We start from the raw sequence: 13,381 nt of genomic DNA on the forward strand, positions 1-13,381 counted from the left end.
CGGCGGTGGCGGGTTTGTCTGGCCGGCCGTCCCCGGCGGCGGGGGGTATGTCTGGCTGGCCGTCCCCGGCGGCGGAGGCGGCGCATAACCCGGCTGCTCCCCATACGTCGGCTGGGCGTAGCCGGGCTGCGGCGCATAACCCGGCTGACCGTAGCCCTGCTGGTAGCCGCCCGTCGCGAAAGCCGTGCGCTCGCGGTTGGAACGAACCAGCTTCACGATGCCCACGATCGCCAGAATGAGGCCGAGGAGTCCGGCGAGAGCAGCGAGCCCGAAGCTCAGCAGGAACGGCATGAGCGCGCCCCCGGCGAGGCTGCCCACAGCGTCACCGGTGATGACCTTGGTCGGTCCAGCCGCGCAGTTGATGACCACGTCGCCGTCGGTGTTGGCCTTGTAGACGCCGGCGCTGCGATAGCTGCGGCCCTGGTAGTCGATGTGGAGGCCCGTCCCGCCGGTGGCGGAGAGTTCCCCGCCCGGACTCGTGACGGCGCAGGTCTCCAAGGTCATCCCGCCGTTGGAGTCGAGCGAGGTGCCGGTGGAGGTGGCCGGGCCGGTGTCGACCATGATCAGGGCCTCATCGCCCGACGCCAGGCGAATGGTGCCGCCCTGGCTGACTGAGACGGCGCTGTCGGCAACATCGGCGAGCTTCTTCACGCCATACCACGCACCGACGCCGAACACCGCCGGCGCGACAATGAACATCAGGATCAGGCCGCTCAGTAGCGCACCGAGCCCGCGACGCTTCGGTTTCATCATTTCCCTTTCCAAAGCCGTGCCGTCGCCATCCCCAGCGGCCGCACGGATCGTTGTTGACCAACCTACGACGTATGCCGCCCCGCTGTCGTTTCATCCGAGGCGCGGCGGGCGGCGAGCGCGACATAGAAATCGAGAAGACTCGGATCGTCGACCGCCTCGGGCTTGACGACCTTGGCCAGGTCCGCGCCCTGCAAGAGTCGCTTGACCGGCACCTCCAGCTTCTTTCCCGTGCGCGTATGGGGAATGGCCGCCACCGCGTAAACCTCGTCCGGGACGTGCCTCGGGGAAACCCGCGTCCTCACCACCTCCCGAATGGCCTGCCAAAGGTCGTCGTCGACGACGACCCCGTCGGCGGGGGCCACGAACAGCGGCATCCAATAGCCTCCGCCCGGCTGCTCACAGCCGATCACCAGCGCCTCGCGAACTTCCGGGAGCGACTCGATTGCCTCATACAAGTCCGCCGTGCCCATCCGGATGCCGTGCCGGTTGAGCGTGGAGTCGGAGCGCCCGTGGATGATCGCGGTGCCCCGATCGGTCAACGTGACCCAGTCGCCGTGCCGCCACACTCCGGGGTAGGTGTCGAAGTAGGCGTCGTGGTAGCGCGCCCCGCCGGGGTCGTTCCAGAACGACACTGGCATGGACGGCAGTGGCCGGGTGAGCACGAGTTCACCCACGTCTCCGCGCACCGGTTGCCCGGATTCATCAAAGGCATCGACCGCGGTGCCGAGATAGGGGCCCGACAACTCCCCCGCATACACCGGCAGATTGGGCGCCGCACCGAGGAAAGCCGAGACGACGTCCGTCCCGCCGCTGATCGAGTTGATCTGGATCCGGTCGCCGACCTCGGCCATGATCCATTCGGCACTCGATGCTGGCAGCGGCGCTCCGGTGACCCCGACCATGCGCAGGGCGCCGAGGTCGTGGTCGCGCCCGGGCGTCAGACCCGCCTTGATGCACGTCTGCAGGTAGGCCGGGCTCGTCCCGAAGTGGGTGACGCCCTCGGCCGCGCACACCTCCCACATCCGGTCGGGGTTGGGCGTGGTCGGGCTGCCGTCATAGAGGACGATCGTCGCCCCCGTCAGCAGCCCGGCGACCAGGAAGTTCCACATCATCCAGTTGGTGCTGGTGTACCAAAAGAAGCGCGACCGAGGCCCAATCCCGGACTGCAGGCCGACCGCCACCAGGTGCTCGACCACAACGCCGAGGTGCCCGTGCACGATCCCCTTCGGCAGACCAGTCGTGCCGGAGGAGAACAGCACCCACAGCGGGTGCTCGGCGGGCACCTGCGCGCTGACGAAGCCCGACCCGTCGGCGACAGCGGTCGCCCAGGGCAGCGCCTCGACCCCCGCGCGCAGGCCGTCCGGGCAAACCCCGTCGACGACAACCAGGGTGCGCACGGTGGGAAATCGCGCCACCAGCTCCCGCACCGCCTCGACCCGATCGTGCCTCGTGCCGTTGAAAACCGAGCTTGTACTCGCCACCAGCACGACGGGATCAAGTTGCCCCAACCGGTCCTCGGCCGCCCCCACCGCATAGTCGAGCCCGCACGCGGCCCAGGTCGCCCCGACCGCCGCCGCACCCAGGAAGGCGACCACCGCCTCGGGCACATTGCCGACATAACCGACGACGCGGTCGCCCGGCTGCACTCCCGATCGCCGCAGGAACTGGGCGAACCCGGCCACCTCGGCCGCAAGCTCAACCCACCCGATCTCGCGCCGATCGCCGGACTCACCAATCGCGACAATCGCCGGCCCCGGCCGCTCGCGCCACCGCAAGACCTGGTCGACATAGTTACCCCGGGCACCGGGGAACCAGCCAACCCACGGCATCTCGCCGTCATCCAAAACCGCGGAATAGGGAGCCGACGCCGTGACCTCGTAGAAATCCCAGACGGCGGCCCAGAACGCGGCGAGATCGCCGACCGACCAGGCCCACAGCGCGGCATACGTCGGGAAGGCCTGGCCCGTGCGCGCCTCCACGAACCGGGTGAACCGGTCGAGATCGCTCCCCGTGAACTCCCGACCGGGCGACCACAACAAGGCACCGGCGTCCGACGACACGCCTTCTGCACGAGACACAGAATCGGGCACGGGAACTCCTCCTTTGGCTGATCCCGCCGGCGTAACCGACACCCGGCCACCGACACCAGCAGGCTAATGCCGCCGACCGACATTCCCTTCCGCCCCCCGCTGGGGCATCGGCGCCTCCCCCTCTCGAAAACGAGCGCTGGTCATGCGATCGGCCTGCCCAATGAGTTGGCAGCGTCGACAACCGAGGGGTGCGAGGTGTCCAGATCGTCGATCCTGAGGAAGGTTGCCGGGCAGTCATCACCGACCGGCACCCACAAGCAATAAATCGTCCAGTGCGGCCGTTGGTAGGACCACCACCGGACCCCGGCCCACTTCTGCTCGCGATAGATGCTGAGAGCCCACTCCTGGGTGACGGGTCGGTTGCGCCCGATCACCTGGGTCGGGCGCAGGCCACGAGCCAGCAAATTCCGGGCGTCGTCCAGATCGAGCACCCCAATGTCGTCGTCGACCTCATAGATGCCCAGAGCCTTCACGGATCCCGGCAGGGCGGGGAGTAGAAACATCTCCGCCGACCACTCCACGAAATCGCCGAACACCTCGCCAATGGCCGCGGCAGGGCTCAACCCGAAGTACCAGGTGTCGTAAACGCCCTGATTGTCGAGGCGGTTGCGCCCTTGCGGGCGATGAAGATACGTCGGCGAGCCCGGCTCGCCTGGACTAGCGCCCGGGAGATACGGGAAGACGCGATACAGGAGCACTCGTCGAGACGCTCAACCGCCGAAGGCGATCTGTTCGGCGGCATCGATCGCCTCCAGGACCTCCGACGCCCCTCGTAACGTCAACACATCGATGGGGCGGGCGCCGTCAAGATAAGCGTTGGAACCCGTCATCCAGTCGTTGATCACGCGCGGCTCAAAGATCATCGCGGCACGGGAATAGACGTGCTCCAAGTCGGTGAGGAGTCTCGCCTTCTCTGGAGAGGGCATGCCCTGACCGGTGCGCCAGCGCGTTGGCTGAGACTTGTCCACACCCAGGAGGCCCGCAACCTTCGTGACCGAGCCGACATACTGAATCAGGGCCTCAGTGCGAAACGGAATGACCGGCACGGGCGCCCCCTGAACATGAATGGCGACCGGCCCCTGCGGCGTCGCGCGCGCATGCCCACCCGCCTTCCGCCGGGACCGCGCCGTGATGCTCATAACCAAACTCTACCGCCGCAACGTGATTGTTGCGAGCCATGGCAGTGGCGCACGTCTAGATTGGCCCCATGGACCGGATCGACGAGTCCCGCGAACCGCTGGTCCGCATGGCCGACGGCACCGTTAAGCAGATAAACCCGTTCTCCGGCACCGAGGTCTGGACTGTTCCTGGCCGGGGCCACCGCCCCTTCCCGACCGTGGTCAACGACGTCCGCGACCTGGAGCCCGGGGAGGCGACGCGGCGGTGTGCCTTCTGCGAGGAGCGGTATGCCGAGACCACCCCCGAGAGTGGCCGCTGGACGGCGGCGGGCACGGCATACCGGTATGACGCGGGGCTCACCTTCGAGGAGGTGACCGGGGCGGCGGCGGACTTCCGCCGCATACCCAATCTGTTCGAGATTTTGTCGTTTGACTTCTGGCATCGGAACTACGGCTACACCGGCAATCCCGAGGCGACCGCGCACCAACGGCGTTATCTCGAGACCGACGGTGGTCGCGCGCACGTGCTGAGCATGGCCCGGGTCAAACTCGCCGCGATGGGCCTAGCCGAGGCCCGCCTGCCGACGTCGATCGAGCAGATCGCCGCCCTGGACCCCGCAATCCTGGGGAGTTTCTTCGCCGGGGCACATGATGTCGTGGTGGCCCGCCGCCACTACGTCGACGGCGCGACCCGCACCGACCACCTCTGCTCATCCGGCCAACTCATCCCCGATGAGCACGCCGGCTTCCTCAGCGCGACCATCGCCAGCGCGCACGCTCAAGCGCTGGAGAATCCGCACGCGCACTTCGTCTCGATCTTCCAGAACTGGCTGGCCCCCGCGGGCGCGTCCTTCGAGCACCTGCACAAGCAGGTCGTCGCGATCGACGAGATCGGACAACGCAACAGCATCGAGTATGGCCGTGTGCGCGCCGATCCCGATCTCTACCGTCGGTGGGGACCGGAGTTCGCTCGCCAACACGGCCTGGTCATCGCCGAGAACGCCCATGCCATCGCCTTCGCCGGCGTGGGTCATCGCTTCCCGGGCATCGACATCTACACCAAGGTCGAGGGCATTCCGTGGGAGTTGCCGCCCGAGGTGATCCGGGGTTGGTCCGACCTGGTGCACGCCTGCCATTTCGCGACGGGCCCGCTCGTTCCCACGAACGAGGAGTGGCACTACCAACCGCACACCATGCCGGGTTTGCCCATGCCGCTGCGCGCCGTCATCAAGTGGCGCATCAATACGCCCGCGGGTTTCGAGGGCGGGACGAATGTGTTCGTCAACACCATCGACCCGTGGACCGTGGCCGAGCGGGTGCGCGGCAAGCTCCACCAGGCTCGAGTCAGCGGCGACCTCGGCGACGTGCACCTGCCGTGACTGCTCTCACTCTCGAAGACCGGAACAACTGCCGCTGACCCCCGGTTGCCCTAGGCATGGACAGTGCGCGCACCGCCTCACCCAAGCGACCCACCGTTGTCATCATCGGCTCGGGATTCGGTGGACTGTTCGCCGCCCGCGCCCTCGCCAAGGACGACGTCGACGTGGTGCTGATCGCCAAGACAAGCCACCACCTGTTCCAGCCGCTGCTCTATCAGGTCGCCACCGGCATCCTGTCGCAGGGCGAGATTGCCCCCTCCACGCGGGAAGTGCTGGCCAAGCAGAAGAACGCCACCGTCGTGCTCGGTGAGGTCACCGCGATCGACGTGACCGCCCAGACCGTGACGGCCTCCCTGGTGGGCGAGCAGTTCACCCAGCCCTACGACTATCTGATCGTTGCCGCGGGCGCTGCGCAGTCCTGGTTCGGTCACGACGAATTCGCCGAGTACGCCCCGGGTATGAAGAGCATCGACGACGCCCTGGAGTTGCGTGGCCGGATCTTCGGGGCCTTCGAGCTCGCCGAGGTGGCGGCCAAGGAGGGCCGCCACGACGAGGTCGGTCCGCTGATGACCTTCGTGGTGGTCGGCGCCGGCCCCACCGGAGTCGAGATGGCCGGGCAACTGGTCGAGTTGTCCAACCGGACGCTGCGCCGCGACTTCCGGCACATCTCTCCCGCCGACGCCAAGATCATCCTCGCCGACGCCGCCCCCAGCGTCCTCGGCAGCTTCCACCCCAAGCTCCAGGACGCCACCAAGAAGAGCCTGGAGAAGCTCGGCGTGGACGTGCGGCTGGAGGCGATGGTCACCGGCGTCGACGAGCGCGGTATCACCGTGCGCCGAAAGGCCGCCGACGGCACGACCACCGACGAGCGCATCGAGGCCGTCACCAAGGTCTGGGCCGCAGGCGTCGCGGCGAGCCCGCTCGCCAAGCAACTCGCCGACCAGGTCGGCGTCCAGGTCGACCGGGCCGGGCGCATCCCCGTGCAACCCGACCTCACCCTCGTCGGCCACCCGGAGATCCACGTCGTCGGCGACATGATGACGCTGGACAAGCTGCCCGGAGTGGCTCAGGTCGCGATCCAGGGGGCGCGCCACAGCGCGAAGGAGATTCGCCGCCACCTCAAGGGCGAGCCGACCGGGGCCACGTTCACCTACTTCGACAAGGGGAGTATGGCGACCATCTCCCGATTCCGCGCGATCGCCGAGATCGGCTCGATCCGCCTGACCGGCTTCATCGCGTGGCTGGCCTGGCTGGCCGTCCACCTCGTCTACATCATCGGCTTCAAGTCCCGGCTGACGTCATTGATCAGTTGGGCGGTCAGCTTCATCGGTCGTGGGCGGGCCGAGCGCACGATCACCGAGCAGCAGGTCTTTGGCCGCCAGGCCATCGAGCGGCTTGCCGAGATCGAGGCTTCGGCGGCGAAGCGCGCGGGCACCGACGCCGCCTGATCGGGATAATTGCCGCTCACCCGGTGAGCGGAGGCACGTGATGAGCACGGCAATCCTGATGGTGCTGGCCGCGCTCATCATCGGTTTCTCCAAGACCTCCCTCGGCGGGCTGGCCGTGCTGAGCGTGGCGATCTTCGCGGACATCCTGCCCGCGAAGGAGTCCACCGCCGCGATCCTGGTCCTGTTGATCGTGGGCGATGTCATTGCCTGCTGGCACTATCGGCACGACGGTGACTGGGCGCTCATCCGGCGGCTGATGCCGGCCGTGCTGGTGGGCATCGCCCTGGGCACTGCCTTCCTGCGGATCGTCGACGACACCTTCCTCAAGCGCTCGATCTCGGTGGTCATCCTGGTGCTCGTCGCGCTCCAACTGTGGCTCAAAGCCCGTCCGACACAGGGCGATTCCCGCGCGCACGAGCATCCGATCGCGGCCTGGAGCGCGGGGGCCGGGGCCGGCTTCACCACGATGACGGCCAACGCCGCGGGGGCCGTCATGACGCTCTACCTCAGCGCGTCCGGCGTGGACAAGAAGCGCTTTGTCGGCACGATGGCGTGGTTCTTCCTCATCGTCAACCTGTCCAAGGTGCCCTTCTCGCTGGGGCTCGGCCTACTGCACTGGCGCGACCTCAGCCGCGCCGCCATGCTCGCCCCCGCCATCCTGGTCGGCGCGTGGGTGGGTTACGCGACGATCAAGCGGATCAGCCAGGGCGTCTTCGACATCGCCATCCTGCTGGCCTCGGCAGTCGCCGCCATCGGCCTGCTCATCCGCTCCTGATCGCTGAATATCCGATAATATTGATGCATTAATAGAGAGACATAGACAGAGCAATCACACCCGGGGCCGGACGAACGGGAACGACAGCACCCCCCGAATGGAGGTGTTCGTCAGGAGCATGACCAGGCGGTCGATCCCCATACCCATCCCGCCCGTCGGGGGCATGCCCGACTCCATCGCGACGAGGAAGTCCTCATCTACCTCCATCGCCTCCACGTCCCCGCCGGCGCCGTTGAACGATTGCTCGGTCAGCCGCTGCCGCTGGTCAACCGGGTCGGTGAGTTCGGTGTATGCCGTGGCCACCTCCATTCCGGCGATCACCAGATCCCACCGCTCCACCAGGCCGGGGGACGTGCGGTGCGGGCGGGTCAGGGGCGAAGTCTCTTGGGGGAAGTCCAGATAGAACGTCGGGGTGGTCGTGTGCGGCTCGACCAACTCGGCATACAACTCCTCGATCAGCGCCCCCGGACCCATCGCGTCGCGAACCGGGATGTGATGCGTGCGAGCCAGGTCGAGCAGGATGTCCATGTCGGTGTCGATGGTGATGGGCCGGCCCACCGCCTCGCTCACCGCGGTGAGGACAGGGACGCACGCCCACTCCCCGGACACGTCGACGAAGTCGACTCCCGCGAGCCCGCCGCGAACCTGAGCAGGCGTGGGCATCGGGAGGCGGGGCGCGCCATACAGGGAGGAGGCTGCGGACCGGATCAGGTCCTCGGTGAGGTGGCGCATCGTCACGTAGTCGGCGTGCGGCCGATAGACCTCCAGCGACGTGAACTCCGGATTGTGCGTGGCATCCGCGCCCTCGTTGCGGAAGTTGCGGCCGAGTTCATAGATCGGGCCGAGTCCGCCGACGAGCAGCCGCTTGAGATACAGCTCGGGCGCGATTCGCAGGGACAGGTCGACGCCATAGGCGTTGCTGAAGGTCTGGAAGGGCCGCGCCGTCGCGCCGCCGTGGACGCTCTGCAGCATCGGCGTCTCGACCTCGAGGTAGCCCGCGGAATCCAGGCTCGCGCGCACCGCCCGGACCACGGCCGAGCGCTGCCGCAGGAGATCGGCCTGCTCAGGGTGGACGATGAGATCCACCGACCGCTGCCGCAACCGCGTCTCGGGATCCTCAAACGCCTCAAAAGGTATGGGGTGCAGCGCCTTCGCCTCGATCGTCCACTCGTCGACGAGGAGGCTGGGCGTGCCCGTCCGCGAGCGTCCGGGGCGTCCGGTGACGCGCAGGAGGTCACCGCCGCTGATCAGGTGGGCAAAACGGCGCAGGGCAGCCCGCCCCAGCGTGGCCGCGTCCAGCAGCAGTTGGATGCTGCGCCCGCCGTCGGTGAGGACGACGAACAGCACGCCCCCGTGGTCGCGCACCCGGCGCACCCGGCCGACGACGACGAGTTCGGTCGCCTCGGACCACGTCGCCGGCAACTCGCCCAGGGGCGTCGGCCGGGGTTCCTCGGCGGCCGGGTAGCCGCTGATGCCGTCGCGCTCGAGGTCGGCGAGCACGGCATACCGATGGCGGGTTTGATCCCCCCGTCGCGGACCGATCGCGCCCGCTGCGGCGGCCGGAGTCGTCGCGAGCGCCCGGACCTGGGCCAACTCGCTCGCCGACAACATCCCGCCGCCCGCGCCCGAGAAGCGCGCGAACGGCGGCGCCGGCAGGAAGCCCTCCGCCGAAGCGGAGGCAATCCCGGCGTGCGGCAACGACATTGCGTCCTGGTAGCACAGGAAGCGCGGGAACCACGCGGGCTCGAACTTGGCATTGGACCGATAGAGGCGTTCGAGTTGCCAGAAACGATCGAAGAAGCCGAGGACGGAGGCGTTGAAGCGGGTGATGCCGCCGGCGCCGACCCGGGTCGCGTCCTCGAAGATCGCGCGGAACATGCAGAAGTTGAGGGACACCCGACGTATGCCGAGCCCCGACACGTCCTCCATCACGCGCGCCACGAGCAACTCGGTGACCCCATTCGGCGCCTCGGGCGAGCGCCGCATCAAGTCCAACGAGATCCCCGCCCGCCCCCACGGAACGAAAGACAGCAACCCGACCAGGCTCCCCTGCGGCTCGCGCGCCGTGGCAAACAGAATGCGGGCATCGGCCGGGTCGGCCTCGCGGTTGAGTGCCATCGAGAAGCCCCGCTCGGGCTCGTCCCCGCGCCATACTTCCGCGCGTTCCAGGATCTCGTGCAACACCTCCGGAGCAAGGTCCCCTTGGCGGTGAGTGGTCACGGTGAGACCTGCCCGGGCGGCACGCTGCGCCGCATGCCGCACGGGCGTCATCGACGCGCGACGCAAGTCAAAGCGGGCCGGATCGAGGATCGCCTCGTCACCCATGGCAATGACGGAGAAGCCCGCCGCGGCATACGCCTTGGCACCCTCCTCGCTGACGCTGAGGACCGTTGGGAGCCAGCCATATTCGCGTGCCTCGGCGAGCCACAAGGCGATCGCCGAGGGCCAGCTCTCCCGGCGCCCGATCGGGTCGCCCGAGGCGAGCGACACGCCCGCCATGACACGATAGAGCACGACGGCCTCACCGTCGGCGGCGAACAAGGAGTCCTTGTCGCGACGGGTCGCGAAATAGCCAAGCGAGTCATTTTCCCCGTATGCCGCGAGGAGCCGCCGAATCTCGACCTCCCGATCCCCGGACCACCGGGTGCGGTGCCGGGCGGCCCCGAGGAAGAGGGCTACCGCGGCGATGATCGTCAGGCTGAGGAGGATCGCGGTGGCGTCGAGCACCCAGCCGGGCACGGCCGCGAACCGGCCGTGGCGGACCGAATCCGGGTCGCCGAGGGCGGCCAGCACGGCGACCACCACACCACGGGGCGTGACCTCCTTGTGCACAATCTCCAGGCACGCCCAGGTCACCGCCAGGGTGACGCCGCCGCCCACGACGAGGGCCGCGATAGCGCGCAGCCACGAGCCGGGAACCAGGCGGCCGGGGAAGGCCGAGCGGATGTGCCAGAGCCACCACAGCGCGATGGCGCTGATCCCGAGCGACACGATGTCGAGGACGCGGCCGAGGTCGTCGTGGGCCGCCCACGGCACCGGGATCGGCATCCGCGCGAAGTGCAGGAGCGCGATGATGCCGAGGAATGCGGCATACGCCTGGAAAATGGCGACGAGCCACAGCGCAAACCGCTTGCGCCCCAACAAGGCTCGCGTCACCAGTGCGAGGACGACGACCGAGACCCAGCTGCGGGCGACGGGCACATTGAGCAGTCCGAAGAGGTTCTCCACCAAGGTCGGCTGTCGGGCCGCGCCCCGCAATAGGAGCGTCATGAAGAGCGAGGTGACCGTGGCCAACCCATAAATGGTTGTCAAGGTCCGGGTGCCGCGAAGCACACGCCGGGCGGACTGACGTTGCGTTGCCGAACCGAGTCCGCTCACGTCGTCTGAATATGCCAGGTGCGGCTGTGCGCTTGCTGAGGGTGCCCACTTGCCGGCGCCGCCGACAGCCGGGGCCGGTGACAGCCAGGGTCTCCGACAGCCGGGGCCTGCGACCGCTGCAGCAACCGGACCCCTGCGCCATCATGGGACGATGCGCAACTCCTGGTCCGGGCAACGCCTCCCGCACCCGCCCGGCCGGCGACGGATCGTCGGCGACATCGAGCGGGATGCCGACCCCACGACCCCCGTGCAGAACCTGCTCGCCCGCAGCCGCGACCTGCCGCCCTTGGTGGAGTTCAAGGCCTACCGGGAACGCTTCGTCTTCGTCCTGAGCGCCGACCTGTGTGCCCAGGTCAGCGACGACACGACCTTCGACAAGGCGCTCGCCCCGTCGGTCCACGCGCTGCGCGTCTTTGCCGGCGACGGGCTGTTCACGGCCTACACCGATGAGCGCAATTGGGCCGTGGCGCACGACCTGCTCGTTCCCGCCTTCACCAAGCCTGCGATGCGCCGCTATCACGCGACGATGAACGCGGTGGCCGATTCGTTGGTCGAGAAGTGGGCGTCCGCGGCGGGCCCCGTGTCGGTGGCCGATGACCTGACTCGGATGACGCTGGAGACGATCGGTCGTACTGCCTTCGGCCACAGCTTCGGCACGTTCGAGTCCAGCGGGACCGATCCCTATGTCGTGGCGATGGTCGACTCCCTCAGACACGCCTCGCTCAATTCGGCTCTGCAGGCTCTGCCCTTAGGCGGACTCGTCAGCGCCGTGCACAACCGGCGCGCCCGCGACATCAGCCGCCGGTTGAATGCGGTCATCGATCCGATCATCACGGCTCGCCTCGCGCTCGGCCCCCGCCACGACGGCGAGGAGGACCTGCTGGGGCGGATGCTCCATACGGCTCAGGATGGGTCGGGAGCCCGGCTCGACGTCACGAATGTCCGCGACCAAATCCTGACCTTCCTCACTGCCGGTCACGAAACCACGTCCGGCGCCTTGTCGTTCGCGTTGTGGTTCCTCAGTCACGACCCGGAGGTGATGGCCAAGGCGCAGGCCGAGACCGACGAGATCCTCGGCCCGGACCCGGCCGCCCGCCCGACCTTCGAGCAGGTCCCGAAGTTTCGCTACCTGCGCCGCGTGCTGGATGAGACTCTGCGCCTGTGGCCGACGGCGCCCGGCTTCACCCGCTCGCCGCGGCAGCCGACGACACTCGGCGGTTACGCGATGATGCCGCAAGACTGGGTGATCGTCTTCCTCCCCAGCGTCCACCGCGATCCCACCGTATGGGGAGCCCACCCCGACCGGTTCGATCCCGACAACTTCCTCCCGGACCGGGTCCGGGCCCGCCCCGCCCACAGTTATCTCCCGTTCGGCGCGGGGGTGCGGGCGTGCATCGGGCGGCAGTTCGCCATACACGAGGCGGTGCTGGTGTTGGCGCGCCTGCTGCACCGCTTCGACCTGGTCGCGGACCCAGGCTATGAGTTGAAGGTGACCGAGCGCCTGACGCTGATGCCCAAGGGATTCACCCTCCAGGCCCGGCCAAGGGTGTGTTCGCCGGTGGGCCTGACTGCCTAGGCGAGTGCCCTTGTTTGGGAGGACTCGCGCCGCGGCGTGCCGTCGAGTTCAATGATGGGACGTCGCCATCCCTCGCGACGACCAGTGATTGGGGACAAGCCGGGTGACCACCGAGACGATCCGACTGGCCGCCGTCGATGACCACCCCGTGGTCGTCGAGGGAATCGCCGCGATCCTGACCCGACTCGGTCCAGAGTTCGAGTGGTTGGGCTCGGCATCGTCCTATGACACGTTGCGGGCACTGCTGGAGTCGAGCCCCGTCGCACCCGATGTCGTGCTCTATGACCTCCACTTGCATGACGACAGCACCTCCGGGGACGGCATCGCCTGGCTCGCGGAGCAGGACATCCGCAGCGTCATCCTCACCTCGGATATCCGGCCCATCCCGATCCGTGATGCCGTGACGGCGGGGGCCCAAGGGGTCATCCTGAAGTCAGATGCACCTGAATCCATCATCGATGTGTTGCGCCAGGTCCACGCGGGCGACTTTGCGGTCTCCAGCGAACTCGCACATCTGCTGGTCAACGACGACCGCATGGCTCCGCATCTGGCCAAACGAGAGCGCGAGGTCCTCGAGCTGCTCGAAAGCGGACTCCCCCGCAAGGTCATCGGCAGCAAGATGGACCCGCCCATCGCCATGTCCACGGTCGTGACCTATCTGAACCGCATCTGTGCGCGCTATCGCGACCTCGGTCGACCCGTCAACGGTCCGGCCGATGCCCTCCGCGCCGCGGCTGCGGATGGCTATCTCGATCCGCCCGAGCCCGACCTGGATCTCTGAGCCTCAGATCGTCGAGCCGAAGGGGCTGGCCGGGCTCCAATATCCGTGCCCGCTATGGGTCGACGTGCCCGCTATGGGTCGAC

9 protein-coding genes and 1 pseudogene are annotated in these 13,381 nt (G+C 68.1%); 5 read left to right on the plus strand and 5 right to left on the minus strand.

Annotated elements, in window-relative coordinates; genetic code table 11:
- The 4 genes and pseudogenes from BN13_RS19945 to BN13_RS06615 all read right to left on the minus strand — a co-directional run.
- A pseudogene (locus BN13_RS19945) lies at positions 1 to 750 on the minus strand (hypothetical protein); the annotation flags it as partial.
- A 65-nt stretch (positions 751 to 815) separates the two neighbouring features.
- A complete protein-coding gene (locus BN13_RS06605; RefSeq protein WP_235433959.1) occupies positions 816 to 2,843 on the minus strand; it encodes an acetoacetate--CoA ligase in 2,028 nt (675 codons plus the stop codon).
- A 140-nt stretch (positions 2,844 to 2,983) separates the two neighbouring features.
- Complete coding sequence (locus tag BN13_RS06610) at positions 2,984 to 3,541, minus strand: RES domain-containing protein (RefSeq protein ID WP_048545438.1); 558 nt, start codon at positions 3,539 to 3,541, stop codon at positions 2,984 to 2,986.
- A gap of 12 nt (positions 3,542 to 3,553) precedes the next feature.
- Positions 3,554 to 3,982 (minus strand): antitoxin Xre/MbcA/ParS toxin-binding domain-containing protein, encoded by a 429-nt coding sequence (locus tag BN13_RS06615; protein ID WP_084733610.1) that lies wholly within the window; start codon positions 3,980 to 3,982, stop codon positions 3,554 to 3,556.
- Between the two features lie 68 nt (positions 3,983 to 4,050).
- Here BN13_RS06615 and BN13_RS06620 point away from each other — a divergent pair, with 68 nt between their 5' ends.
- Genes BN13_RS06620 through BN13_RS06630 form a run of 3 tightly spaced genes read left to right on the plus strand, consistent with a single transcriptional unit; the run spans position 4,051 to position 7,563 of the window.
- Positions 4,051 to 5,340, plus strand: coding sequence for a DUF4921 family protein (locus tag BN13_RS06620; RefSeq protein ID WP_048545440.1), 1,290 nt, complete (start codon positions 4,051 to 4,053; stop codon positions 5,338 to 5,340).
- A 56-nt stretch (positions 5,341 to 5,396) separates the two neighbouring features.
- Positions 5,397 to 6,788: an NAD(P)/FAD-dependent oxidoreductase gene (locus BN13_RS06625; RefSeq protein ID WP_048545442.1), complete on the plus strand. Its 1,392-nt coding sequence runs from the start codon at positions 5,397 to 5,399 to the stop codon at positions 6,786 to 6,788.
- A gap of 40 nt (positions 6,789 to 6,828) precedes the next feature.
- Positions 6,829 to 7,563, plus strand: coding sequence for a sulfite exporter TauE/SafE family protein (locus BN13_RS06630; RefSeq protein WP_048545444.1), 735 nt, complete (start codon positions 6,829 to 6,831; stop codon positions 7,561 to 7,563).
- A gap of 54 nt (positions 7,564 to 7,617) precedes the next feature.
- Here the strand turns inward: BN13_RS06630 and lysX are convergent, their stop codons facing one another.
- A complete protein-coding gene (gene lysX / locus BN13_RS06635) occupies positions 7,618 to 10,941 on the minus strand; it encodes a bifunctional lysylphosphatidylglycerol synthetase/lysine--tRNA ligase LysX (RefSeq protein ID WP_048545445.1) in 3,324 nt (1,107 codons plus the stop codon).
- 151 nt (positions 10,942 to 11,092) lie between these two features.
- Here lysX and BN13_RS06640 point away from each other — a divergent pair, with 151 nt between their 5' ends.
- Both BN13_RS06640 and BN13_RS06645 read left to right on the plus strand, forming a co-directional pair.
- The gene (locus BN13_RS06640) at positions 11,093 to 12,517 is read left to right on the plus strand and encodes a cytochrome P450 (protein WP_048545446.1); all 1,425 of its coding nucleotides are present in this window, start codon (positions 11,093 to 11,095) and stop codon (positions 12,515 to 12,517) included.
- A 103-nt stretch (positions 12,518 to 12,620) separates the two neighbouring features.
- The gene (locus BN13_RS06645; RefSeq protein WP_048545447.1) at positions 12,621 to 13,298 is read left to right on the plus strand and encodes a response regulator; all 678 of its coding nucleotides are present in this window, start codon (positions 12,621 to 12,623) and stop codon (positions 13,296 to 13,298) included.
- Positions 13,299 to 13,381 lie beyond the last annotated feature (83 nt).

Source organism: Nostocoides jenkinsii Ben 74 (assembly GCF_001046875.1).
Classification (GTDB): domain Bacteria; phylum Actinomycetota; class Actinomycetes; order Actinomycetales; family Dermatophilaceae; genus Nostocoides_A; species Nostocoides_A jenkinsii.

Bases quoted from the DNA above. Each gene is read 5' to 3' on its own strand.
- BN13_RS06615 (WP_084733610.1), bottom strand. From the start codon at position 3,982: ATGAGCATCACGGCGCGGTCCCGGCGGAAGGCGGGTGGGCATGCGCGC.
- BN13_RS06620 (WP_048545440.1), top strand. From the start codon at position 4,051: ATGGACCGGATCGACGAGTCCCGCGAACCGCTGGTCCGCATGGCCGAC.
- BN13_RS06625 (WP_048545442.1), top strand. From the start codon at position 5,397: ATGGACAGTGCGCGCACCGCCTCACCCAAGCGACCCACCGTTGTCATC.
- BN13_RS06630 (WP_048545444.1), top strand. From the start codon at position 6,829: ATGAGCACGGCAATCCTGATGGTGCTGGCCGCGCTCATCATCGGTTTC.
- BN13_RS06640 (WP_048545446.1), top strand. From the start codon at position 11,093: ATGCGCAACTCCTGGTCCGGGCAACGCCTCCCGCACCCGCCCGGCCGG.